Genomic DNA, 22,170 nt, shown 5'->3' with positions numbered 1-22,170 from the left:
CACATGACCGACACCAAGCCAATTCGCCGCGTCGCCATCATCGGCACGGGCGTGATCGGCGCGAGCTGGGCCGCGCTGTTTCTTGCCAAGGGATTGCACGTCGTTGCGACGGACATCGCACCCAACGCGGAAGCCTCGTTGAGGCAATTCGTGGAGTCCGCCTGGCCGGCGCTTGCGCGGTTGGGCCTCTCGCCCGGAGCGTCGCAATCAAACCTGACGTTCACTCCCGTGCTCGAGCAAGCGCTCGCGGGCGCGGATCTGGTCCAGGAAAACGGCCCCGAGCGGATTGATTTCAAGCAGAAGCTCTATGGGCAACTCGACGAGCTGCTGCCTGCCGACGTGATCATTGCTTCGAGCTCGTCGGGGCTCACCATGAGCGAAATCCAGAAGGGCGCCGCGGCCCATCCCGAGCGCTGTGTGATCGCCCATCCGTTCAATCCGCCCCATCTGATCCCGCTGGTCGAGATCGTCGGCGGAGCCAAGACCTCGGAAACGACGATCCAGCGCGCAGCGGATTTTTATACGTCGATCGGGCAGCGCACGGTGCGGGTCAACAAGGAGATGCCCGGCCACGTCGCAAACCGCCTGCAAGCCGCACTGGCCCGAGAGGTGTATTACCTCGTCGCCGAGGGCGTGGTGAGCGCCGCCGACGTCGACACCGCCCTGTGCTGGGGCCCGGGTCTGCGCTGGGGCGTGATGGGCAACATGATGCTCAACCATCTTGGCGGCGGTCCGGGCGGCATCGAGCACTTCTTCCAGCAGTTCAGCGGCCCGATGTCGGCCTGGTGGAAGACCCTCGGCGAGCCGGTGCTCACGCCCGAGGTGCAGCAGAAGCTGATCGCGAGCGTCCACGCGGAGGCCGGATCGCGCTCCATCGGGGAGCTGGAGAAGGAGCGGGATGAAGTCTTGCTCGGGTTGCTCGAGTTGCGCAGAAAAAATTAGTCAATCGAGCAGATCGAAATTGATAGCGTCGATCGTATGAGCCCAGGCGCAACCGCCGGGCTCTTTTATAGGCTTTCAAGCCATAGCAACAGGAATCGCAACATGTCATCGACAATCACGACATCCGAATCTTCACATGTAGCAGTACGGAATAATTCACAGGAAGAACCAGTGACACTCGAAAACGTCCTGTACGAAAAACGCGACGCGATCGCGTACGTGACCGTGAACCGCCCGAAGGTGCTCAACGCCCTGAACACGCAGACCTGGAAGGACCTGCGAACGGCTTTCGAGGATGCGCGCGAGGACGCTGCCGTGCGCGGCGTCATTCTCACCGGCGCGGGCGACAAGGCATTCATCGCCGGCGCAGACATCAGCGAGCTTGCGCACGCGAGCGCGATCGAAGCCGAGCAATCGAGCCGTTCAGGGCAAGACGTGCTCGACTTGATCGAGAACCTTGGCAAACCCGTGGTCGCGGCGATCAACGGCTTTGCACTCGGCGGCGGTTGCGAGACGGCAATGGCGTGCACCCTTCGCATCGCCGTGGAGCACGCGAAGCTCGGCCAGCCCGAAGTCAAGCTGGGATTGCTGCCCGGCGGTGGCGGCACGCAGCGGCTGCCGCGCCTCGTCGGAAAAGGCCGCGCGCTCCAGCTCATTCTGTCCGCGGAGGTCATTAGCGCGCAGGAGGCCTGGCGCATCGGGCTCGTCAACGAGGTCGTACCGGCCGCCGATCTGATCCCGCGTGCGCAAGCCATCTTGAAGACGATCGCCTCGAACGCGCCTATCGCTGTGAAGCTATCGCTCGAAGCGGTGAACAAGGGATTGAACGCGGGCCAGAGCGAGGGCCTCGCCCTCGAAGCCTCCTACTTCGGGCTGTGCGCCGGGACGGAGGACAAGAAGGAGGGCACGTCCGCGTTCCTCGAAAAGCGCACCCCGCAGTTCGTAGGGCGGTGAAGCCAGCGCCACGACTCAGGAGACACTCAATGGCAAGCGACAACATTTTTGCTGGACTCAAGGTAGTCGACTTCTCCAGCTTCGTCGCGGCGCCCGGCGCCGCGGTCATCCTGTCGGACTTCGGCGCCGACGTCATCAAGGTCGAACCGCCGGGCGGCGACCCCTGGAGACATGCGCACAAGATCGCGCCGCAGCCGGCGTCAGACGAACCCTATCAGTGGCATCTTGCCAACCGCAACAAGCGCAGCATGACGCTCGACCTGAAGTCGCCTGGCGCCCAACAGGTCGTCCAGCAGCTTGTCACGTGGGCCGACGTGTTCATCGTCAATACGCCACATCCCGCGCGCAAAAAATTGAAGCTCGAATACGACGATCTGACGCGCTGGAACCCGCGGCTGATCTATGCGGACCTCACCGGCTTTGGCGAAAGCGGTCCGGATGCCGATCTGCCCGGATTCGATATCACCGCGTTCTGGGCGCGTAGCGGCCTGCTCTCGATGACGCGCGACGCGGGCGTGCCGCCGACCTGGCCGGTGGCCGGAAGCGGCGACAACGCGACGGCCCTTGGAATCTATTCGGCAATCGTCACGGCGCTCTATCGCCGCGAGCGCACCGGCAAAGGGGCGTATGTCACGACTTCGCTGCTTGCCGCTGGGGTCTGGTCGGCAAGCGTTGCGATCCAGGCCGCCTTGGCCGGCGCGAAATTTGCCGCGCCGCACGATCGCAAGCATCCCGCGAATGCGGCGCTCAACGTGTACCGCGCATCCGACGGCACGTGGTTCGTTCTCGTTGTCATGCCGGACAAGCTGGCCGCCGTCGCGAACGCCATTGGCCGCCCGGATCTGCTGACAGATGAACGGTTTTCCGATCCGGCGACGCTGACGGCGAACATGCCGCAGCTCGCGGCCATTCTTGACGAAGTCTTCGCTGCGCAGCCGATGGCGTACTGGCACGACGTTTTCAGCGGCGTACATGTTACGTACGGCGCCGTGCGCGGACCCCAAGAGGTGATCGACGATCCTCAGTTGCGCGCAAACGATGTCATCGTTCCGCTCGAAGGCGCGGGCGGCAAGCTGACCTCAACCATCAGCAATCCGATTCAGGTGCATGGCGTTGACAAGGTCTCCGCGCGGCGTGCCCCAGATCTTGGTGAGCATACCGAAGCGATCCTTCGGGAGCTGGGATTCGACGCGAAAGACATCGACGGGCTGCGCGCCAGCGGCGCCGTGCGGAACGTCAATGAACACGCAGCCTGACACAGAGACCTGACACAGAGAAAGGAACAGCAATGAGCGACATCATCACCGAGCGTAGCGACGGCATCCTGCGGGTCGCATTCAATCGCCCCGAAAAGAAGAACGCCATGACTGGAAGCATGTACACGCAACTCGCGGATATCTTCAATGAGGCCGCCGAAGACGAAGCAATCCGCGTCGTGCTCTGGCATGGCGCCGGCCAAGCGTTTTGTGCGGGCAACGACGTCGAGGATTTTCTCAAGCATCCGCCCAGAGCGGGTGACTTTCCGCAGGGCCGCCTGATCGCGGCACTCATCCGGTTTGAAAAGCCGATCGTCGTGGCCGTGCAAGGCGCGGCGATCGGCGGCGGAACCACGATGCTCACCCACTGCGATTTCGTCTACGCAGGCGAGAGCGCGAAGTTCCAGGTGCCTTTCGTCAACCTGGGGGTGGTGCCGGAATTCGGATCGAGCTTTTCGATACCGGCACGCGTGGGCTATCTCCGCGCGGCGGAATTGTTCCTGCTGGGAGAGCCCTTCACCGCCCAGCGGGCGGTGGAGCTGGGCCTCGCGACTCGCTTGGTGCCCGACGCCGACTTGCTTGCAACCGCCACTGCAACGGCACAAAAGCTGGCCGCAAAACCGGCCGGCGCGTTGCTCGCTTGCAAGCGGCTCATCAAGGAGGTTTCGCTCGACCAGCTCAATGAGGCTGTGACGAGTGAAAACCAGATGTTCATGGAGCGGGTGAGCTCGGCGGAAGCCAAGGAAGCGTTCTCGGCCTTCCTCGAGAAGCGAGCGCCCAATTTTACGAAGAGCGCGACGCACGGGGCGGCCGAATAGTCCGCGCTCGACCTGCACTCTCACGAAACCAGCCAGGATCCCGGCGGCGTCACCGTTGATGTTGGACGTGACGCCTGCCGAATCCACCATGCCTCCGAGCGAGATTCCTATGTTGACCGACAGCCAACGCGACATCATCAAGGCCACCGTTCCGCTGCTGGAAACGGGCGGCGAAGCACTGACACAATACTTCTATAAGCTGATGCTCGACGAGTATCCGCAGGTGCGCCCGCTGTTCAACCAGCATCACCAGGCCAGTGGCGCCCAGCAACGCGCGCTTGCCAACGCGGTGCTCACGTACGCGCGCAATATCGACCACCTCGAGGCGCTCGGACCGCTTGCCTCAAGGATCGTGAGCAAGCACGTTGCACTGCAAATCCAGCCCGAGCACTACCCGATCGTAGGCGCCTGTCTGCTGCGTGCCATCCGGGAGGTGTTGGGTGCGGACGTCGCGACCGACGCAGTCATCGAGGCATGGGGTGTGGCCTACCAGCAGCTTGCCAATATTCTGATGAGCGCCGAGCGTCAAGCTTACGACGCGCTGGCCAGCGCGACAGGGGGATGGCGAGGCGAACGGGCCTTCCGCGTGATCCGCAAAGTCCCGGAAAGCGCCGAAATCTCCTCGTTCTATTTGGAGCCGGTCGATGGCGGTGCGGTGCTCGACTTCACTCCGGGCCAATACATCGGGCTTCGCCTGACCGTGAACGGTGAGGAAATCCGCCGAAACTATTCGCTGTCGGCTGCACCAAACGGACGTAGCTACCGGATCAGCGTCAAGCGCGAGCCCGGTGGCGTCGCATCCAACTTCCTCCACGACGCGGTGGCCGAAGGAAGCATCCTGGAGCTCTTTCCACCTGCTGGCGAGTTCACCCTCCGCGATAGTGACAAGCCGCTTGTACTCATCAGTGGAGGCGTGGGTATCACTCCAACGCTGGCCATGGCCGAAGCAGCATTAAGCCGCAGCGAGCGGGGTGTCATATTCATCCACTATGCGCGCAACGCGCTGGTGCATGCCTTCGCAGATGTACTCAAGGCATGGCATGCCCGCTTCCCGCGGTTTCGATCCTATGTCGTCTATGAGGAGACCGAAGCTGGGCAGGCACCCATCCCGGACGGGGTAGGCCGGCCAACCCTGGAGCAATTGCGGCACTGGCTTCCAGCCGACTGCAACTTCGATGCGTATTTTCTCGGTCCGAAGCCGTTCATGGCCTTCATCAAGCGCTCGCTGCACGAACTCGGCGTACCTGAGGAAAGAAGCCGATACGAGTTCTTCGGACCCGCCGAAGAACTTAACTGAGCTTTCCTTGCCCGATGACGCGCGAGCCTCGAGTCTGTCCTGATGCGACACGCCTCGCGCGTTTGCCTGAATTACGCCTGGGCAACGGCATCTGCAACTTGTCTCTGACAAAATCGATCAGCAATCGAATCGCCGGCACGGTCCCGCGCCTCGTCGGATAAATCGCGTAGTAATGCGCCGGCTGAGACGGCCAAGTGCGCATGACCTCGGTCAACCGTCCTTGCGTGATCGATGCCGCGCAGATGTTGAGCGGCAACTGCGCGAAACCGAGTCCAGCTAACGCCGCTTCGCGCAGCGCGACGAAATTCTCGGCGATGAAGATCGGTTCCACCCGGTGCTCGATCGGTTCGCCGCCGGGCGAGATGAAGCGCCAATTGCGCACCGCTTCTGGCGTGCCGTAAGCGAGGCAAGGCAATCCTGCGAGGGCTCGAGGGTCCGGCGGATCACCGAAGCGAGCGATCAATTCCGGGTGGCCGACCAGCACATTGGGCGCAAGCCCGATCTCGCGCGCGATGACCTCTTCGGATTCGAGCGGCGAGCTGGCGGCGCGAAATGCCAGGTCAATCCGCTCGGCGATCAGGTCGATATAACGGTTCGTCAAAGTCAGGTGAATTCGCACCTTCGGATATTGCCGGGCGAACTCCGCCAACAGGCCACTGAGAATAGTTTCCCCCATCAGCAGCGAGGCGTTGATGCGTATCACGCCCGATGGCTCCGCCAGCGAGTCGTTCACCGCTACCCGCGCGCTGTCCGCTTCGACCACCATGTTCCGGGCGTGCTGATAGACCTTCTCGCCAAGCGGCGTCAGGTATTACCGGCGCAACGTCGGGCATCGGCTGTGCCGCGGCCCTGCTGTTTGCAGAAAGCGGAATCAAAGTGGTGGCAGCCGGCACTCGCGAGAGTGCGGGCGCGGCTCTCATCGCCGAGGTCGAGTCCATCGGCGGCGACGCTATCTTCGTCTCGGCAGACGTGTGTGACGCTGGGCAAATCGGTCGGCTAGTCCAGCGCGCCGAAACGCACTACGGCGGCGTCGATTATGCGTTCAACAATGCGGGTATCGAAGGCGATTTCGGTCCGCTCGATGAATTGAGCGAAGCGGCCTGGGACAAGGTCATGAACGTCAATCTGAGAGGCGTATGGCTGGCCTTGAAGTACCAATTGCCGGCGCTCAGGCGGCGCGGCGGAGGCGCGATCGTCAATACGTCGACGGACCTCGTCTCGCTGGGCCTTCCAGGCACGGGCATCTATACCGCCAGCAAGGCGGCAGTCGATGCGCTGACCCGAGTCGCAGCCATGGAGGCCGGGCCGCAAGGCATTCGTGTCAACGCCGTGAATCCGGGCAACGTCGAAACGCCGATGACCGAGCGCCTGTTCGATGAGGCAACGGTCGCCGGCATCCGCGCGGCCAATCCGCTGCGCAAGATCGCCACGGCCGACGATGTCGCGCAGGCTGCCCTGTGGCTGCTGTCGCCGGGCGCGGGCCACATTACGGGCCAGACGCTGAACATCGACGGCGGCCTGACGCTGATCTGAAAGGAGACCCCATATGATTGCCGTACTCGTCACGTTTCGCATCAAGCCGGAGTGCGTCGAAGCGTTCAAAGAGGAATTACTGAAGGTCGCTGTGCCCGTCGTGGCGGAGCCAGAATGCTTGACGCTCGACTATGCTCAGGACGCTGAGGACCCGACGCGCTTCTTGCTCTATGAAGTCTGGCCAAGTCGTGAATACTTCGAACTGACGCAGTTGAAGAAGCCCTACTACCAGCCATACCTCGAAGCTACGCAGCCAATGTGGGCAGAGCCTCGCCGATTCACTTACTTCGATCTGTTCGCGACGTATCCGCTTCGAACATAACGCATGCGTTAGGCCGCTTCGCGGCCGACACGGGGTGAAGTGGCTCGCGTTGTCGGTCGTCTGTTCTCCGCGTGCGGGTGGGGGAGGTTCCGTAGATTCAATCATTCAAAGTTGCAGGGCCCGGAGGCAACTCTGGGGACTCCCGCTGCAACTTGGCCTGTCGCCTCGCCCGGTCGTTAATCACCTGATGGCGCCGGTGGTCGGTCATCTTCTTCCACCCTCGAATTTCATCGAGGGTACGAAAACACCCAACGCACAGTTTGGTCTTGCCGTCGAAGGCGCAGACATCGATGCACGGTGACTTGACTGCCATGGGTCACGCCACCGCTTGAGCAGGCTGGACCTCGACCGTGACGTGCGACAGTCCCTTGAAGCGCTGGAGCACGGCATGATAGAAGCGTGAATCCCGCTGTGACTCGCTGGTCGCGACCGATACGACCGCGCTCATGTGACCAGGACCCACCCGCCATACATGCAGGTCGACCACCTTGTCGCCACGGTCCTCGATCGCATGGCGAACGTTCTCCGCCATGCGCCGGTCCGGATTCATGTCGAGCAGGATCGCACCGGTGTCCCGCATTAGCCCGTACGACCAGTTTGCAATCACCAGCGCGCCGATGACACCCGCTAACGGGTCCATCCACATCCATTCGAATGTGCGCGCAAGCACAAGGCCAATGATTGCCAGCACAGAGACCGCCGCGTCAGCCATGACGTGAATGTAAGCCGACCGGATATTGTGGTCCCGAGTCGCTGCGTCGTGCGCGTCATGGCCGTGCTCGTGCTCTTCGAATTCGACTTCGTGTTCGCCGTCCGGCATCCGCACAACGGCCTTGAAGGCGTGGGGTTCAGGAATGTCCTCCCTCGATTCCAGATAGCCGCCACGGTCTGCGAAAGCGAATACCTGTTGCGTCCCATCAGGCCGTACGGTCGTCACGGAAACTGCCGCCGGGGAGACCAGTCGCGAACCTTCCGTCGCTGGCGTAATGCGGAAAACGGGTGGCACACCATCCTCGAAGATGGAAACGGCGAACACACCGGACGGAGCAAAGATCTTCTGCACCTCGTCTTCGTGAGCGTGCTCGTCATCACCATGACCGTGCCCGTGGCTATGACCATGGCTATGTCCGTGACTGTGACCGTGATGGTCGCCGCTCAGCAGCCACACGCTCGCCAGGTTGACCAGCAGGCCGACCACCGCGATGGGAATCGCTTCGCCGAAGTGAATCGGTACCGGCGACAGAAAACGTGACACAGCCTCGTACCCGATCAGCACTGCAATCATGGCAAGCACAATGGCACTCGTGAATCCCGCGAGGTCGCCAAGCTTGCCGGTACCGAACACGAAGCGGGGGTCCGCTGAGTGCTTGCGCGCGTAGGTGTAGGCGAGGGCCGCAATCAGCATTGCACCGGCGTGCGTCGACATGTGCAGGCCGTCAGCAACAAGCGCCAGCGACCCGAACATACTGCCGCCGACGATTTCGATCAGCATCATCGCGCTACACAGCGCAATGACCGCCCAGGTCCTGCGCTCGTTCTGCTCGTGAGCCGCGCCCAGAAAGATGTGGTCGTGACCTGCGCCGAATGCGGCGTTTTTAAAATCACTCATGTTTTGCTCTACTTGAAATAGCTGTGAACGACTTCGATGAGCTGATCAGTCGCGCTGCCGGCCGGCTCGTCATGGGTTTCGGCATCGACGAGATGCGTGCGGATATGGTCCTCGAGCACGACCGCCAGCAGGCCATTCATCGCGCCGCGACAACTGGTTATCTGCTGCAGTACGTCGATGCATCCCCGCTCTTCCTCGAGCGCCCGCTCGATGGCTTCCACTTGCCCCTTGATGCGGCGGACTCGGTTGAGAAGCTTCTGTTTCTCGCGAATGGTGTGGCTCATTGATGACCTCCGATATACCGTGGGGGAGTATATATCAGATAGGGTGGAGGGGTATACCAATTGGCGTGACGGAAAGACAATTGAAAGGCATCGATCGCGTTAGACGCTGCCTTGTCTTTCGGGGAATAGCCTGTATGGAGCGCCGTGATCGCGCACTGGCCGGTTGTTGTCAGTCTGTTGGCCGGTAGTCTGCTCGGCGCATGGCGGGGGGGGCGAGTTGGGCGGCGCGAACGCGTCCACAACTGCTGTACCGGGGATCGCCCGCCTGCTTGTCGCGATTGCGTTAATCCTGCTTGTTGCGAGCTTGCCGACGATGCTGACCGGATTCGTGCGCTACAGCCAGGACAACAGCTTCGCTGTCCTTCGACGGAACCGGACTTTAGTGATTCTGATGGCGGCCGGCTCAATCGGCGACGCATTCATCGGTGGCCAGTCAACCGTCACTGCGTGACGAGTGAACGTCCCATGTCGGACTGCGGACCGGCCATATCATGAGAGCGAGGAAGCTGTGCTCGACAACTTCACATCGGCTGACCTCTCACACCTCCAATTTCCTCTCGCTCATCCATTTGACGATTTTCGGATCTTGATGCGAGAAAAAGCTGCTTTCTCGAGTATCCATTCCGGCAATCAGGGCGAAATCCGACTCATCGAGCTGGAAGTCGAAAACGTCGAGGTTCTCAATCATTCTTTCCTTGCGCACCGACTTCGCCAGGGCCACGATCCCGCGCTGAACCAGCCAGCGCAGAACAACCTGGCCGACTGATTTCCCGTGCTTCCCGGCGATTTGCTGCAGGACGTCGTTTTGGAAGAGATTGTTCTTGCCCTCGGCAAACGGCGCCCACGCCACGCACTGAACGCCGATCTCTTTCATGAAATCGTTGCTTTCGGCCTGTTGATGGAACGGGTTGACTTCCACCTGATTGACGGCGGGTGCGATTTCATTGAACGCCTTGATGTCCATTAAGCGATCAGGGTAGAAGTTGCTCACGCCGATCGCACGGACCTTGCCTTGGCGAAGGGCATCTTCCATCGCTCGCCAAGCGCCGTGTACATCGTTGTAGGGCTGATGGATCAGGTAGAGGTCGACATAGTCGAGCTGCAGCTGGCGAAGCGACTTGTCGATCGCTTGCTGAGTGCGCTCGTAGCCGGCGTCTTGCACCCAGAGCTTGGTGGTGACGAAGAGCTCGTCCCTCGCGACGCCGCTCTTCTTGATGCCTTTGCCGACCGCCGCTTCGTTCATGTAAGACGCGGCGGTGTCGATGTGGCGGTAGCCGGCGTCGATCGCGTCGATGACGCACCGCTCGCATTCGTCGAGGTCGCGTATCTGGAAGACGCCGAAGCCGAGGATAGGCATTTCGACGCCATTGTTGAGAGTCACATGTTGCATATCTATTCTCTGTCTGTTGGATGGCTCGGCGTTAGCGGTCAATGCGTTGCTGCATTTGGGCCGGATAGCGCGCTCCGACTATCTGGATGTTGCGCAAGGCTGATTCGATAGATTTCAGATCGTCCGCGGACAGCTCCACGGCTGCGGCCCCCACGTTTTCTTTCAACCGGTGCAGCTTCGTGGTGCCTGGTATCGGCGCGATCCACGGCTTTTGCGCGAGCAGCCACGCGAGTGCGATCTGCGCGCGCGTTACGCCTTGTGCGTCCGCAATCTGTCCGAGCACGTCGACGAGCGCCGCATTCGCCTTGCGGTTCTCTTCGGAGAAGCGAGGCACGATGGAACGAAAGTCGTTCGAGGCGAACTCGGTGTTGGCGTTGATCGCGCCGGTCAGGAAGCCCTTGCCCAATGGACTGAAAGGCACAAAGCCGATACCGAGCTCTTCGAGCGTCGGGAGAACGGACTGCTCCGGTTCGCGCCACCACAACGAGTACTCGCTTTGCAGGGCGGCGACCGGCTGTACCGCATGAGCGCGCCGAATCGTCTGAGCGCCGGCTTCCGACAAACCGAAGTGTTTGACCTTGCCTTCGCGGATGAGGTCTTTCACGGTTCCCGCTACCTCTTCGATCGGAACGTTTGGATCGACGCGATGTTGATAGAAGAGATCGATGCGATCGGTTTTGAGCCGCTTCAACGACGCTTCCGCGACCGCTCGGATGTGTTCGGGACGGCTATCGACGGGCTTCTTCGAATCGCCGTCCTGAAACCCGAACTTCGTCGCGATCACGATCTGATCGCGAAACGGGGCGACCGCCTCGCCCACCAGTTCCTCGTTGGCGAACGGGCCGTAGCACTCGGCCGTGTCGAAGAATGTGACGCCCGCTTCGAACGCCGACCGGATGAGGGTGATGCCTTCGGCTCTTTCGACAGCGGGGCCGTACCCGAAGCTGAGGCCCATGCAACCCAGACCGATGGCTGAAACCTCGAGTCCACTATTTCCCAGCTTGCGCTTTTGCATTGCTCTATCTCCGTCGGATTGCCTGTGGCACAGGGAGAATCAAGCTTAGTCTGCTGTGATGGGTTCAACAATATGCCTACAATTGCATAGGCTTATGAACATTCCTCAACTATGCAAAAAGCTGGCCTATCGGATTTGACCGTATTCGTGGAGATTGCCCGCCAGCGCAGCTTCAGTGCGGCCGCGCGCAATCTGGGGGTGTCGCCGTCGGCGCTCAGTCATGCCATGCGCGCATTCGAAGCGCGCCTCGGGGTGCGGCTGTTCAACCGGACGACCCGCTCGGTTGCGCTCACCGAAGCGGGGGAGCGCTTGCTGCAGCGTGCCGGTCCCGCCCTCGCCGACCTGCAAGACGCAGTCAGCGAAGCGGCCTCCTCACGCGATCGTCCATCGGGGGTCATTCGGATCAGCGCGTCGGAATCGGCGGGAAAGCTGCTCGTGCGCAATATCTTGCCCAGCTTCCTCGCGCGATACCCGGACATTCATGTCGAGATCGTCGTCGACACGCGCATGGTCGATATCGTCGCTGATGGGTTCGACGCGGGCATCCGTGTGTTGCAAGACGTGCCACGCGACATGATCGCTGTGCGCTTCGGAGTCGACATGCGCTTCATGGCCGTAGCCTCGCCCGACTATCTGCGGCAGCATCCCGCGCCACAGGCGCCGCATGATCTTTTGCACCATCGGTGCATCCGATTTCGCTTCGAGAGCGGTGCGCTGTACCGATGGGATCTTGAACGTCGCGGAAAGAGCGCGAGCATCGACGTCGATGGCCCGATGACGCTTGGCAACCTCAATCTCATGATTGAAGCCGCGCTCAACGGGATTGGCGTCGCGTGGGTTCCGGATTATCTGGCGGGCGAGTACGTGGCGTCGGGGCGCCTCGTCCAGTTGCTTGCGGACTGGAGTCCAACGATTCCCGGGCTCTGCCTGTATTACCCCGCGAATCGTCATCCTCCGGCTGCACTGCAACTCTTCGCGGCCGCAGTTCGCGAGTGGGCCGAATTCAACGTGAAAAGCAGCTCTCCAAGGCTTAGACCACGATGACGGTAAAAAACGGGGTCAAAGGCGCGAACCTTGTCCACACGAAACAAATGTAATCGTCTGTTAATGCCGCCTGGCGCAGCCCTGTTTGACGACGGAAGCGCCTTTCCGTTTTGATACGATCCGGCCTTTTCCGTCATCGCCCCTCCAGCGTGAATCGCCGATACGTATCGTTGTTTCGTGAATATTGCGCACGGTGGCTCGCCCGCATTCGAACGTTGGCCGCCGCCGGCAGCACGAAAGCCGGACTCGTTTTCAACAGCGCGTTGCGCTCGCTTCGCCACCCGACGCGACGCGGCATCGCGCTGACGCTCGCCGCGTTGCCGGCGCTGTTCCTGGTGTACGTGCTCGCGCTCGTACCGTTCACGCCGAGCATCGGCGATATCCGCAAAGCCCGCGTCGATCGGCCGGCCTTGATCGTGTCCGCCGACGGCAAACTGCTCGCGGAATTCAAGCCGGTCAATCGTGAGTGGGTGTCGCTCAAGCAAATCTCGCCATACATGGTGGACGCATTGATCGCGACCGAAGACCGGCGCTTTTACGAGCATCACGGCATCGACTTGAAGCGCACCGCGTCGGCCGCGCTGCATACGTTCTCCGGCGACCGGCAAGGCGGCTCGACGATCACGCAGCAACTCGCGCGCAACCTTTATCCGGACGAAATCGGCCGCGCGCCGACCCTCACGCGCAAACTCAAGGAAGCGATCACGGCGTTCAAGATCGAAGCCGTGTACAGCAAGGACCAGATCCTCGAGACGTACCTCAACACGGTGCCGTTCCTTTACAACGCCTACGGCGTGGAAATGGCGTCTCGCACCTATTTCGACAAATCGGCCGCTCAGCTCGACATCCTCGAAAGCGCGACGCTCGTCGGCATGCTGAAGGCCAACAGCGCCTACAACCCGGTGCTCAATCCCGAGCGCGCATTGGAGCGGCGCAACACGGTGCTCGGACAGATGAACAAGTTCGGGAAGCTCCAGCCCGCCGCGTATAACTGGCTGAAGCGGCAACCGCTCAACGTCGATTTCGAGCCTCAGAACGCGCCATCGAGCGCCGCGCCGCATTTCACGGCCCAATTGCGCAAGTGGCTGATCGGATGGGCCGATCGCAACGGCTACAACATCTATTCCGATGGGTTGATCGTGCACACGACCATCGATTCCCGTTTGCAGGCGATGGCGACCCGGGCGATGGAGTGGCAGACGAACCAGTTGCAAGAGATCGCGAACGACGCATGGAACGCACGCACGGGCTGCTCGCCGCGCAACGGCCTGTTCCAGGCGTTCATCCGGCAGACGCCCGAATACCGCGCCGCGCGCGATGCGGGTCAATCGGATCAGGCCGCGCTTGAGAAGCTCGGCACGGACCCCGCGTTCGTCGGCGCGCTATGCCGGAGCAAGGCGCAGATCCAGGCGGGTTTTGTCGCGATCGATCCGCACAACGGAGATATCAAGGCATGGGTCGGCAGCCGCGATTTCGGCGCCGAGCCGTTCGATCACGTGCAGCAGGCGCGGCGTCAGCCGGGTTCGACATTCAAGCCGTTCGTCTACGGCGCGGCCTTTGAGGATGGCGCGCGGCCGAGCAATACGATCGTCGACCGGAACGTCGCCATTCCGCTGACCGGCCATGCGATCTGGCGGCCGACCGACGCGGAGCCGCCCACCGGCGAACCGATGACGCTGCGCGACGCGCTCGCGTTTTCGCGCAACCGCGTCACCGCTCAGCTCATGCAAAAGGAGGGCCCCGAGAAGGTCGTACGACTCGCGTACGCGATGGGCGTGCGCGAGAGTCCGCTCGAAGCGGTGCCGTCGCTCGCTCTCGGCACGAGCCCCGTCACGCTGAAGGAAATGGTCTCGGCGTACTGCACGATCGTGAACAACGGCGCCTATATCGCACCGCGCATGGTCACGCGCATCGAGGATCACAACGGCAAGGTGCTCGCGGAATTCCCGAGCGCCGCGCCACAACAGGCGCTGCCCGCCGGTGCAGCGCAAACTCTTGTCGACGTGATGCGCGACGTCGTGACTCGGGGCACCGGCTCGGACATCCGAACGCGCTTCGGAATTCGCGCCGATGTCGCCGGCAAGACGGGTACGACCCAGGACAACACGGATAGCTGGTTCATCCTGATGCATTCGCAGTTGGTCGCCGGCGCGTGGGTGGGTTTTGATGACGCACGCGTGACACTCGACAACGACTATTGGGGTGAGGGTGCGCACAGCGCCTTGCCGATGGTGGGCGCGTTTTACGACATGGCGCTGCGCGCGAGAGTCATCGATCCGCGTGCGCAGTTGGGCCCCGAGGAGAGCCGGCCTTCTCGCACGGTCCATGCAAAACGCCATCGACACTTCCTCTTCTGGCAGTTCTGATGACTTACAGTTAATTACAAAGTGTTCGGAGTTACCGGCGCGCACCGTTCGTAGAATCCAAGCATTCAAGTGAACTTTGGGAAAACGAATATGAAAACAGTGCAACGGATTGCCGCCGGCCTCGTGGCGCTTGCCTCCGTGTCAGCCTTTGCGGCAGCGGGCGGCAATGGAGGTGGAAATGGCGGAAGCGGTGGAAGCGGCGGAGCGGGAAGCAGCGGGGGAGCCGGACACGGTGGTCTGGGCAGCAATGCGGGTGGCGAGTCCGCCGGGCACATGAGCAGTAAGGGACTCGGCAATACCAATGGCTTTAATTCAGGCGACCGCGATGCCGGCCTTGCCCGCGCGGCGGATCGATCGGACACGCAGGCGGACCGTGCCGCGGCGGAACCGAGCCATAAGAGTCTTCATGCGTCTCACACCGATCACGCGCGTTCACACTCGCATGCGCGGGTAAGCGCGAAGCTTCACCACAGTCAGCACATCGCTAGCAGCCATTCGACTTGAACGTCAGGAGTCCAGGTCAGTTTGAAGTCGAAGCGAGCGCCCCTGTGTAGTTCTGCTCGGGCGCCGCGTCCATACGGGCCTGTTCCCGGACGCTAGCGATATAGAGCGCACCGGAGTCTGTTGAATTCTCCGCGCCGTCATAAACGATTGTGATTCGACCTGGCCGCTTCCAGGCCGCTTTGAGCACCTCGAATCTGGCGCCCGTGTGGCTCTTCATGGTGACCTTCCATTTGAATGCCGGTCGGCCAAATCGGGCTTCCAGCCACCTGTAGTTGTGTTGCTGGAATGCAAGCCCACGGGTGCTGATGTGGATGCCCTCGACGATGCCGTCGATGATGCTGACGCGCATGCTGTCGCCGTTGACAAGGTCAGGCTGCTTGCCCGCCGGCCATGTGACATACAGCATCTCCGTGCCGGAGGGTGCAAGGCCGTATCGCCGCGCGTCGGCGTGCTGGAAACATGCATAGTCAGGCGCGCTAGTGTCGCCGGGCATGGCGACCTGAATCGGGCACTCGGGAATGCCCCCGATCGGCTTGGCAATCAGGATGCCGTACAGTCCCGTGTCCTTCGCGGTCTCGATGGGCGCGGGAGCGGCGGGTGCGGGAGCAATCGGCGCCGGCAAGGCGGGACGTATCGATGATTGCGGTTCGCTAACCTGATGGGGCACCGTGCAACTCGACACTGCACCAGTCAGCAGTACTAGAACAACGGATGCACACAAACGACTCGCTGAAGACCTGGTCCTTACCGCGATTTGGCTAGCCATGTTTGTCCCCCGGTTGTTTTTTATCTCCTTCTTTATGCGGACAAGATTTTTGCCAAAGTGCCAAAAGAGTCTGTTCGCCAGAGAACAGAGAGAGGCAGTGAGGACACCGCAGTTAGGGCAAACCCCGGGATATCGGCTCCTGCCAGCAGCGTAAGCCGAACAACGGCACGAGCCCGTAAGCATGGTCAAGCATGTCCGACTGCAGCTTTTCGTAGTGTTCCCAGCGCGTCTCGTCGATGTAAAGAAAGATCTCCAGCGCGACCACGGGCTGGCTCGATTGCAGTTGGCGGATCACGACCGGCATGTCCTGGCGGACCGCAGGGTGGTCGCGGAGATGCGCGCTCAGAAAGAGACGGTACAGGCCGAGGTTCGTACGGCGCTGTGTATCGTCGAGCGCGAGCGCCGCGAGTGGCCCGTCGATATCGCTGTGCAGCCGGGCGAGCATCGCCTCGTCGGGAAAGCGAACGGTGTCGGCGTCGAAATGGATTGCATGCTTAAGGCGTCTTGAACCCGACTCCGTCATGCCGCGCCAGTTCTTCACGCTGTGCGTCAGCAGGACGTAGCTTGGCAGCATGACGATCGAGTTGTCGAAGTTTCGCACCTTGATCGTGTTCAGCGCGATGTCGATCACGGTGCCGTCGGCGATGAAGCCGGGCACTTCGATCCAGTCGCCCACGCGGAGCATGTCGTAGGCGGCGAGCTGGATGCTGGCCACGAAGCCCAGTAGCGAATCGCGAAAGATGATGATGAGCAGCGCGGTCATCGCACTGAGGCCGGTGAGGAAGTACGCGGGCGAGCGCTCCAGCAGCACCGAAATCACGGCGATCAGCGCGATCACGTAGAGCACGATGGTGGCGATCTGCAAAAAGCTTTTGATTGGCCGCTCGCTCGCGGACGGGAAGTGGCTGTAGCGCTCGCCGACGCTTTCGAGGAACGCGAGCGCGGCGCGTAGCAGCGTGTACACCATGTAGCAGGCCGCGAGGATCGCGATCGGATGCCCGAGCGTCGCCATCAGCGGGAAGTCGAGTCCGGAAAGCAGGGGAGCGGCCGAGTAAATGATCGCGGCCGGCGCGAGCGGCGCGAGCCGATGGAAGACCTGGTGGCGCTCGGCGGCGCGCAGCCACTTGTGCCGCTCCTGGCGAGCGAGACGGCCGACGATCACCAGCATGATCGAGCGCGTGACGTAGTAGCAGATCGCGCTCGCCAGAAGAATCGCAAACAGCAGGATCGCGACGAGCAGTACCGCGACGAACGCACTGTCGGTGTAGACGTGGAAGTGATGCCAGTCCGGCCCGCTTTCGATACGCAGCGCCTTGTCGAACATAGACCCTCCCGTTGCCGGCGAGCTCATTTCGTCGGACAGATCCGGTCTGGCCGCGTGAGCCCCGCAAAAAGAATAAAGGACCAGGATAAGACCAAAGTCCAATAGCCTTCCGATCGAAACGCAACTATCAATATTGAAGCCAGCAAAGTCAGGCTACTGACCCGTGTCAAGGTGGATGCGGATTGGCAAACCTTGAGTCCGTGTGCGGGCGTTGGGCGCAGGATGTGTCTCTTCCATTTCTTCTGCGGTAAGTGACCGCTAAATGACGCCCGCGCGGGCGGGTAGAACGGAGGGTAAGGCGATGTTGAAGCGCATATGTCCTCTGCTGGCGACGATCGCATTGGTCGCCTGCGCTGTCACAACCGAACAGCCGATTTCCGATGTCGACAAGGCATCGAAATCAGGGTTCCTGAACAATTATTCCCTGCTGAAACCGGGAGAGAAAGGCCAGGCGGCGCTTCGCTACCTCAATCCAAATGTAGACTGGAAATCCTACACGGGAATCTTCATCGAGCCCGTTGTGTTCATCAACGACGCCACCGCACATGTCGAGGCGGAGCAGCAGCAGATATTGACGAGCTATTACTACAACGCGTTGAAGACACGCCTGGCGACTGTGCTGCCGATCGTCGACCTGCAGGGCCCACACGTTTTGGTCGTCCGCGCCGCCCTGACTAACGTTACGACCGGGACGCCGGGATTGCGCACGATCTCGGTGATCATCCCGCAGGCCCGCTTGCTCAATGCGGCGCAGAGCCTCGCGACGGACAGCTATGCCTTCGCCGGTTCGGCGCAAAGCGAAGGCGAGATCACGGACGGCGAGACCGGGGAGCTTCTCGCCGAAGCGGTGGACGGCCGCGCCGGCGGAATGAGCCTCAAGAATGTGGGCAACGGAAAATGGGGCGACGCAGAGAAAGCGATGGACTATTGGGCGGACCTGGTGGCCAAGCGCCTAACCGAATACAGGTCAGGCACGCCGGCCTCGTGATGCGCCGTTCGTGCTCGAAGTGATCAAGGAGCGCAACATGAATCGAACCGTGGTCGCGTTCATCCTCGCCGGCCTTTTCGTCGCGCTGCCGGCCCTGGCTCAGAGCCCCTCGCCGATCAGCCCCGCAAAGATGACCTGCGAGGAGTTCGTCGCGGTGGACGACGCCTACCGTCCCACTCTCGTCTATTGGGTCGCCGGCGTCGACCATCTCGGCATTCGCGAGACCGACACGATGGTGGTCGACACGGCGACGCCCGTCGGCATCATCGTCGAAGAGTGCAAGAAGACGCCGAAGATGGCGTTCAAGACCAAGGTTCGCATGCTGTACAAGAGCGACCAGATCAAGCTCTTCGAACATCACTGAAGCGGGGCCTGCGGCGTGGGGTACCCGGTGCGCCCGAGCAGGCCGCCCCTGCGTCGAAGCTCGATGACTTTCATGGAAACCTGAACCATGCAAAGAATCGCTCGCCTGTCGATCGGCCTCACGTTCGTCTCGCTTGCCTGTGCGGCAGCGGCTCAGCAGCCGATCATCTATCCGGCCCGAGGGCAGAGTCCTACCCAGCAGCAGACCGACACCGCCGAGTGTCATGCGTGGGCGCAGCAGACCACAGGGGTCGATCCCGTCGCGCTGGCCGAGCAGATGGCGAGTGGCGCGCCACAGCCTGAGCGTCGCGGCGGCCTCTTTCGCGGAGCCGGGGGCGGCGCGCTGTTCGGCACGCTGATCGGCGGCGCGGCCGGTGGGCACTGGGGCGAGGGCGCCGGCATAGGCGCGCTCGTCGGCACGATGGGCATGGGCATGCGAATGCGGCGCGAGCAGCAGCAAATGGAGATGCAGCAAACGGGCATGCACCAGCAGGCATCGGGCCAGCTCGCGACCTACAACCGAGCCGTCAAGGCGTGCATGACCGGCCGAGGCTACACCGTCGAGTAGACAGGGCGCCGGCCGCGCTGCGCGGCGCGCGGGTTCGCGAGCCGATCCGCGACACTGGGGAGGTAACACCATGCTGAAGCCTTTGCGGGCCACCGCCCTTGCGATCCTGGTCGGCTCGGCGCCGACATGGGTTCTCGGAGCGGACTTCGACGGCAGCAAGCCGCTCCTGTGCGCGACCATCGACGCGCACTTCTGCGACATCGGCGAGGTGTGCTTCCGGACGCTGCCCGGGGTCCTGGGCGCACCGGACTTCATTCGCATCAACTTCGCGAAGAAGGCGATTGTTGGGTCGTCGCAGCGTTCGACTGCGATCCGGTATATGGAAGCCGGCGAAGGGCAGTTGCTCATGCAAGGTACGGAACTCGGCTATGGGTGGAGCATCGCGCTTGATACGAAGTCGGGTGGTATGTCCGCGACGCTCGTTAATCGCGACGATGTGTTCGTGCTGTTTGGGACTTGTACGCCGTCGTAGCACTTCGACCTGTTAACGAGTTAGCGGCTGGAAAAGCGCATTGAATGCAGCACACTGCGGCTTGTGACACGATGTTGGTGTCGATTAGCCAATGGAAAATTTGTGAGCATTCAAGGTTTGCGCGAAACACTCGAAGGTCGTCAGATCGCCATTTACTTTAGCGCGGTCGTAATCGCAGCAGGCGTGGCCGTGCTGGTACGTGGCACCACCGCGCTTGAGGACTGGATCAACCCGGCGCTGGGGCTCATGCTGTTCGTGACGTTCTTGCAGGTTCCGCTTGCGGCTTTAGCGCAGGCTTTCTCACGAGTCCGCTTTCTGGCGGCGCTGTTCACGGCTAACTTCATCGTCGTACCGGTTCTCGTGGCGGGACTTGTTCAGTTCTTGCCGGGCGATCCGATGGTCCGTCTTGGCGTGTTGCTTGTGCTGCTTACGCCATGCATTGACTATGTGGTCACGTTTTCTCAGTTGGGCCGGGCGGATGCGCGTTTGCTGCTGGCCGCGACGCCTGCGCTGTTGATCGCGCAAATGTTGTTGCTGCCTGTTTATCTCCGTTTCTTGCTTGGTGACAGTGCGTCTGGTCTGATCCAGGCCGGTCCTTTTGTGCACGCGTTCGTTTGGCTCATTGCCGTGCCGCTCATTCTTGCGGTCGCGATGCAGTTATGGGCTAAGCGACACTGGACCGGAGAGCGCATTTTCGCTGCACTGGGCGTGCTGCCTGTACCGTCAACTGCATTGGTATTGTTCGTGGTTATCGCAGCGGTGGTGCCTCGGCTTGCACCTGCTGTTGGGGCGGCGCTGACAGTTGTGCCGATCTATGTCGTTTTTTCGATTGCTGCGCCGTTATTGGGGTGGGGTGTTGCTCGCGCTTTTCGGCTTGATATAGGCGCTGCGCGGGCGGTTGCTTTTAGCGCTTCGACTCGCAACTCGCTTGTGGTTCTGGCTCTTGCCTTTGCGATACCCGGCGCGATTCCTGTTCTACCTGCGGTTATTGTTACTCAGACGCTTGTGGAGTTGCTCAGTGAGCTGGTCTATGTTCGGTTGGTTCCGAAACTTGGCGGTGGAGGGGCGTCCTCGTCTTCTCAAACATCTTGATTAGAAGGCGGAGCACGGCACCGGTTTGGCGCGCTGCGGTTTGATAAGGTGGTGATTCCGGATAGAGGCCGGCATGCATCGGTCAATGCCAGAGCAAACACTACTGCGCACCGGCTGACCGATATGGAGTGTGTTTAAGCCAGCAGGGCGGTATTGCGGACGTCTCTGCATGGCTGATCGTTGCTCGATGTGGAGGACCGTAGTCGACCCGAAACGGTCCGTCAAACGGTCATTCTGGCAGGGGCGGCAGTTGAGTGCACAGCGGTCATTGGTCTTGCTGCCGGGACCTTGAGATCTACAAAGCGTGCTGTGCCATGGTTCACCAGAGGCAAGATTGACACCACGCTGATCGACAGCAGTTCGGATACCGTGTACGTCGGCAATGACGTGGACTCGATGTATCGCCTCAGAGCGTGCCTGCGATCCATTGGGGAGTAGGTGATTACCAAGGCCAACTACAACAGTTTCAGCATCATTGTTTATCGTTGGACTCCCGGATCACCTGAGCGCGCCGGGCGGTCTCGCCCAGCGCAGGCCAACCGCCGTGCTGTCTGATTCTCACGGCCATGGCGTTGGCCGGCTGCCGGCCGCCAATCTGCCGGTCTGGCATCAGCCAGATTCTCATCCCTCCAGCCTCTGCGCGTTCTCCAGAATCCACGCCTTCGTCTCCTCGAGCACTTCGTCGGAAAGCTTTGGATCCTGCACGAGCCGCGCGAGGATCACGGCGCCGAGCATCGCCACCCGGCTGCCAATTGCAGTCCGTCGCGCAACTGCGGCGTCGAGGTGCGGCGCGTTCGCCGCGACCCGCTCGAACTGCTCCCGCAGCCCCGCTTCCATTGCTGCGCGCGCTTCGGGCGTCTGCCGCACCGCTTCTGCGCCAAGCGCTGCGAACAGACAGCCCGCCGCGACGTTGTCACGATGAGCCGGCGACAGGTAGGCCGCAGCATAACGTGCGAGGTCCGCGTCTGCGCTCGCGCTCTTCGCCAGCGCATGCGTGAGCGTTTGCGCAATCAAATCGTCCTTGGATTTGAAATAGCCGTAGAAACCGCCGTGCGTAAGCCCGGCGGCCTTCATCACGTCGGCGACGGTCACTGTGTCAAAGCCTCGCGTGCGGAACAGGCGGCTCGCAGCATCCAGAATCGTCCGCCTGTTCTCGGCAACCTGCTCTCGGCTCACTCTCATTTTCCTTCCCCACAGATAGTGCTTGACATTATACATGACGATCGTCATGATTATTTATACATGATGATCGTCATGTATAAA

At 61.5% G+C, this 22,170-nt stretch carries 25 protein-coding genes and 1 pseudogene; 17 read left to right on the top strand and 9 right to left on the bottom strand.

Annotated elements, in window-relative coordinates; all coding sequences use genetic code 11:
- The first annotated feature begins 3 nt into the window (after positions 1–3).
- The 5 genes from AAHK20_RS04105 to hmpA all read left to right on the top strand — a co-directional run bounded on the left by AAHK20_RS04105 (position 4) and on the right by hmpA (position 5,267).
- Positions 4–942 (top strand): 3-hydroxyacyl-CoA dehydrogenase NAD-binding domain-containing protein, encoded by a 939-nt coding sequence (locus AAHK20_RS04105; protein ID WP_449180165.1) that lies wholly within the window; start codon positions 4–6, stop codon positions 940–942.
- Between the two features lie 171 nt (positions 943–1,113).
- The gene (locus AAHK20_RS04100; protein ID WP_449180164.1) at positions 1,114–1,896 is read left to right on the top strand and encodes an enoyl-CoA hydratase-related protein; all 783 of its coding nucleotides are present in this window, start codon (positions 1,114–1,116) and stop codon (positions 1,894–1,896) included.
- The gene (locus AAHK20_RS04095; protein WP_449180163.1) at positions 1,818–3,152 is read left to right on the top strand and encodes a CaiB/BaiF CoA transferase family protein; all 1,335 of its coding nucleotides are present in this window, start codon (positions 1,818–1,820) and stop codon (positions 3,150–3,152) included. The genes AAHK20_RS04100 and AAHK20_RS04095 overlap by 79 nt, the downstream gene beginning before the upstream one ends.
- 32 nt (positions 3,153–3,184) lie before the next feature.
- A complete protein-coding gene (locus tag AAHK20_RS04090) occupies positions 3,185–3,970 on the top strand; it encodes an enoyl-CoA hydratase (protein ID WP_449180162.1) in 786 nt (261 codons plus the stop codon).
- 109 nt (positions 3,971–4,079) lie between these two features.
- Complete coding sequence (gene hmpA, locus AAHK20_RS04085; RefSeq protein WP_449180161.1) at positions 4,080–5,267, top strand: NO-inducible flavohemoprotein; 1,188 nt, start codon at positions 4,080–4,082, stop codon at positions 5,265–5,267.
- Here hmpA and AAHK20_RS04080 read toward each other — a convergent pair.
- Positions 5,260–6,033, bottom strand: coding sequence for a LysR substrate-binding domain-containing protein (locus AAHK20_RS04080; protein ID WP_449180160.1), 774 nt, complete (start codon positions 6,031–6,033; stop codon positions 5,260–5,262). The two genes, hmpA and AAHK20_RS04080, sit on opposite strands and share 8 nt — an antisense overlap.
- On the opposite strand from AAHK20_RS04080, the gene AAHK20_RS04075 reads away from it, so the two are divergent.
- On the top strand, positions 5,976–6,800 hold the full coding sequence (locus AAHK20_RS04075; protein ID WP_449180159.1) for an SDR family NAD(P)-dependent oxidoreductase: 825 nt from the start codon (positions 5,976–5,978) through the stop codon (positions 6,798–6,800). The two genes, AAHK20_RS04080 and AAHK20_RS04075, sit on opposite strands and share 58 nt — an antisense overlap.
- Before the next feature lie 13 nt (positions 6,801–6,813).
- The gene (locus AAHK20_RS04070; protein WP_449180158.1) at positions 6,814–7,122 is read left to right on the top strand and encodes a putative quinol monooxygenase; all 309 of its coding nucleotides are present in this window, start codon (positions 6,814–6,816) and stop codon (positions 7,120–7,122) included.
- 97 nt (positions 7,123–7,219) lie between these two features.
- Here AAHK20_RS04070 and AAHK20_RS04065 read toward each other — a convergent pair whose 3' ends face one another.
- Genes AAHK20_RS04065 through AAHK20_RS04055 form a run of 3 tightly spaced genes read right to left on the bottom strand, consistent with a single transcriptional unit; the run spans position 7,220 to position 9,015 of the window.
- Positions 7,220–7,435: a DUF1289 domain-containing protein gene (locus AAHK20_RS04065; RefSeq protein ID WP_449180157.1), complete on the bottom strand. Its 216-nt coding sequence runs from the start codon at positions 7,433–7,435 to the stop codon at positions 7,220–7,222.
- A gap of 3 nt (positions 7,436–7,438) precedes the next feature.
- Entirely contained in the window at positions 7,439–8,731 is a 1,293-nt protein-coding gene (dmeF, locus tag AAHK20_RS04060; RefSeq protein ID WP_449180156.1) for a CDF family Co(II)/Ni(II) efflux transporter DmeF, read from the bottom strand.
- An 8-nt stretch (positions 8,732–8,739) separates the two neighbouring features.
- The gene (locus tag AAHK20_RS04055; protein ID WP_449180155.1) at positions 8,740–9,015 is read right to left on the bottom strand and encodes a metal/formaldehyde-sensitive transcriptional repressor; all 276 of its coding nucleotides are present in this window, start codon (positions 9,013–9,015) and stop codon (positions 8,740–8,742) included.
- A gap of 217 nt (positions 9,016–9,232) precedes the next feature.
- Between AAHK20_RS04055 and AAHK20_RS04050 the strand changes: the two genes are divergently transcribed.
- Positions 9,233–9,466 carry a hypothetical protein gene (locus AAHK20_RS04050; protein ID WP_449180154.1) on the top strand — a complete coding sequence of 78 codons (234 nt, stop codon included), beginning with the start codon at positions 9,233–9,235 and terminating at the stop codon, positions 9,464–9,466.
- A gap of 87 nt (positions 9,467–9,553) precedes the next feature.
- Here AAHK20_RS04050 and AAHK20_RS04045 read toward each other — a convergent pair whose 3' ends face one another.
- Both AAHK20_RS04045 and AAHK20_RS04040 read right to left on the bottom strand, forming a co-directional pair.
- Positions 9,554–10,405 carry an aldo/keto reductase gene (locus AAHK20_RS04045; protein WP_449180581.1) on the bottom strand — a complete coding sequence of 284 codons (852 nt, stop codon included), beginning with the start codon at positions 10,403–10,405 and terminating at the stop codon, positions 9,554–9,556.
- 31 nt (positions 10,406–10,436) lie between these two features.
- Entirely contained in the window at positions 10,437–11,420 is a 984-nt protein-coding gene (locus AAHK20_RS04040) for an aldo/keto reductase (protein WP_449180153.1), read from the bottom strand.
- 111 nt (positions 11,421–11,531) lie between these two features.
- Between AAHK20_RS04040 and AAHK20_RS04035 the strand changes: the two genes are divergently transcribed.
- From AAHK20_RS04035 to AAHK20_RS04025, 3 genes are all read left to right on the top strand, one after another.
- Positions 11,532–12,464 (top strand): LysR family transcriptional regulator, encoded by a 933-nt coding sequence (locus tag AAHK20_RS04035; protein ID WP_449180152.1) that lies wholly within the window; start codon positions 11,532–11,534, stop codon positions 12,462–12,464.
- 149 nt (positions 12,465–12,613) lie between these two features.
- Positions 12,614–14,830 carry a penicillin-binding protein 1A gene (locus AAHK20_RS04030; RefSeq protein ID WP_449180151.1) on the top strand — a complete coding sequence of 739 codons (2,217 nt, stop codon included), beginning with the start codon at positions 12,614–12,616 and terminating at the stop codon, positions 14,828–14,830.
- A gap of 90 nt (positions 14,831–14,920) precedes the next feature.
- Complete coding sequence (locus AAHK20_RS04025; protein WP_449180150.1) at positions 14,921–15,334, top strand: hypothetical protein; 414 nt, start codon at positions 14,921–14,923, stop codon at positions 15,332–15,334.
- Between the two features lie 16 nt (positions 15,335–15,350).
- On the opposite strand, the gene AAHK20_RS04020 is transcribed toward AAHK20_RS04025, so the two are convergent.
- Together AAHK20_RS04020 and AAHK20_RS04015 are read right to left on the bottom strand one after the other, a co-directional pair.
- On the bottom strand, positions 15,351–15,956 hold the full coding sequence (locus tag AAHK20_RS04020; RefSeq protein WP_449180149.1) for a hypothetical protein: 606 nt from the start codon (positions 15,954–15,956) through the stop codon (positions 15,351–15,353).
- Positions 15,957–16,212: 256 nt separating this feature from the next.
- The gene (locus AAHK20_RS04015; RefSeq protein ID WP_449180148.1) at positions 16,213–17,424 is read right to left on the bottom strand and encodes a mechanosensitive ion channel family protein; all 1,212 of its coding nucleotides are present in this window, start codon (positions 17,422–17,424) and stop codon (positions 16,213–16,215) included.
- A gap of 301 nt (positions 17,425–17,725) precedes the next feature.
- Between AAHK20_RS04015 and AAHK20_RS04010 the strand changes: the two genes are divergently transcribed.
- The 6 genes and pseudogenes from AAHK20_RS04010 to AAHK20_RS03985 form a co-directional block, all read left to right on the top strand.
- Complete coding sequence (locus AAHK20_RS04010; RefSeq protein WP_449180147.1) at positions 17,726–18,412, top strand: DUF3313 domain-containing protein; 687 nt, start codon at positions 17,726–17,728, stop codon at positions 18,410–18,412.
- Between the two features lie 37 nt (positions 18,413–18,449).
- Positions 18,450–18,776 (top strand): HdeA/HdeB family chaperone, encoded by a 327-nt coding sequence (locus AAHK20_RS04005; protein WP_449180146.1) that lies wholly within the window; start codon positions 18,450–18,452, stop codon positions 18,774–18,776.
- A gap of 87 nt (positions 18,777–18,863) precedes the next feature.
- Entirely contained in the window at positions 18,864–19,343 is a 480-nt protein-coding gene (locus AAHK20_RS04000) for a glycine zipper family protein (RefSeq protein ID WP_449180145.1), read from the top strand.
- Positions 19,344–19,413: 70 nt separating this feature from the next.
- On the top strand, positions 19,414–19,815 hold the full coding sequence (locus AAHK20_RS03995; protein WP_449180144.1) for a hypothetical protein: 402 nt from the start codon (positions 19,414–19,416) through the stop codon (positions 19,813–19,815).
- Between the two features lie 108 nt (positions 19,816–19,923).
- The gene (locus tag AAHK20_RS03990) at positions 19,924–20,907 is read left to right on the top strand and encodes an arsenic resistance protein (protein WP_449180580.1); all 984 of its coding nucleotides are present in this window, start codon (positions 19,924–19,926) and stop codon (positions 20,905–20,907) included.
- 321 nt (positions 20,908–21,228) lie between these two features.
- Positions 21,229–21,462: pseudogene (locus tag AAHK20_RS03985) on the top strand (hypothetical protein); the annotation flags it as partial.
- A gap of 66 nt (positions 21,463–21,528) precedes the next feature.
- Here the strand turns inward: AAHK20_RS03985 and AAHK20_RS03980 are convergent.
- Positions 21,529–22,089 carry a TetR/AcrR family transcriptional regulator gene (locus AAHK20_RS03980; RefSeq protein ID WP_449180143.1) on the bottom strand — a complete coding sequence of 187 codons (561 nt, stop codon included), beginning with the start codon at positions 22,087–22,089 and terminating at the stop codon, positions 21,529–21,531.
- Positions 22,090–22,170 lie beyond the last annotated feature (81 nt).

It is taken from the genome of Trinickia camelliae (assembly GCF_053525655.1).
The sequence above is the reverse complement of the archived record's forward strand: the minus strand, read 5'-3'. Positions and strand labels throughout refer to the sequence as shown.

Coding starts and splice junctions, on each gene's coding strand:
- AAHK20_RS04070 (WP_449180158.1), top strand. CDS start 6,814: ATGATTGCCGTACTCGTCACGTTTCGCATCAAGCCGGAGTGCGTCGAA.
- AAHK20_RS04010 (WP_449180147.1), top strand. CDS start 17,726: ATGTTGAAGCGCATATGTCCTCTGCTGGCGACGATCGCATTGGTCGCC.
- dmeF (WP_449180156.1), bottom strand. CDS start 8,731: ATGAGTGATTTTAAAAACGCCGCATTCGGCGCAGGTCACGACCACATC.
- AAHK20_RS04105 (WP_449180165.1), top strand. CDS start 4: ATGACCGACACCAAGCCAATTCGCCGCGTCGCCATCATCGGCACGGGC.
- AAHK20_RS04080 (WP_449180160.1), bottom strand. CDS start 6,033: ATGGTGGTCGAAGCGGACAGCGCGCGGGTAGCGGTGAACGACTCGCTG.
- AAHK20_RS03995 (WP_449180144.1), top strand. CDS start 19,414: ATGCTGAAGCCTTTGCGGGCCACCGCCCTTGCGATCCTGGTCGGCTCG.
- AAHK20_RS04000 (WP_449180145.1), top strand. CDS start 18,864: ATGCAAAGAATCGCTCGCCTGTCGATCGGCCTCACGTTCGTCTCGCTT.
- AAHK20_RS04045 (WP_449180581.1), bottom strand. CDS start 10,405: ATGCAACATGTGACTCTCAACAATGGCGTCGAAATGCCTATCCTCGGC.
- AAHK20_RS04040 (WP_449180153.1), bottom strand. CDS start 11,420: ATGCAAAAGCGCAAGCTGGGAAATAGTGGACTCGAGGTTTCAGCCATC.
- AAHK20_RS04035 (WP_449180152.1), top strand. CDS start 11,532: ATGCAAAAAGCTGGCCTATCGGATTTGACCGTATTCGTGGAGATTGCC.
- AAHK20_RS04015 (WP_449180148.1), bottom strand. CDS start 17,424: ATGTTCGACAAGGCGCTGCGTATCGAAAGCGGGCCGGACTGGCATCAC.
- hmpA (WP_449180161.1), top strand. CDS start 4,080: ATGTTGACCGACAGCCAACGCGACATCATCAAGGCCACCGTTCCGCTG.
- AAHK20_RS04075 (WP_449180159.1), top strand. CDS start 5,976: ATGGCTCCGCCAGCGAGTCGTTCACCGCTACCCGCGCGCTGTCCGCTT.
- AAHK20_RS03980 (WP_449180143.1), bottom strand. CDS start 22,089: ATGAGAGTGAGCCGAGAGCAGGTTGCCGAGAACAGGCGGACGATTCTG.
- AAHK20_RS04025 (WP_449180150.1), top strand. CDS start 14,921: ATGAAAACAGTGCAACGGATTGCCGCCGGCCTCGTGGCGCTTGCCTCC.
- AAHK20_RS04055 (WP_449180155.1), bottom strand. CDS start 9,015: ATGAGCCACACCATTCGCGAGAAACAGAAGCTTCTCAACCGAGTCCGC.
- AAHK20_RS04090 (WP_449180162.1), top strand. CDS start 3,185: ATGAGCGACATCATCACCGAGCGTAGCGACGGCATCCTGCGGGTCGCA.
- AAHK20_RS04005 (WP_449180146.1), top strand. CDS start 18,450: ATGAATCGAACCGTGGTCGCGTTCATCCTCGCCGGCCTTTTCGTCGCG.
- AAHK20_RS04065 (WP_449180157.1), bottom strand. CDS start 7,435: ATGGCAGTCAAGTCACCGTGCATCGATGTCTGCGCCTTCGACGGCAAG.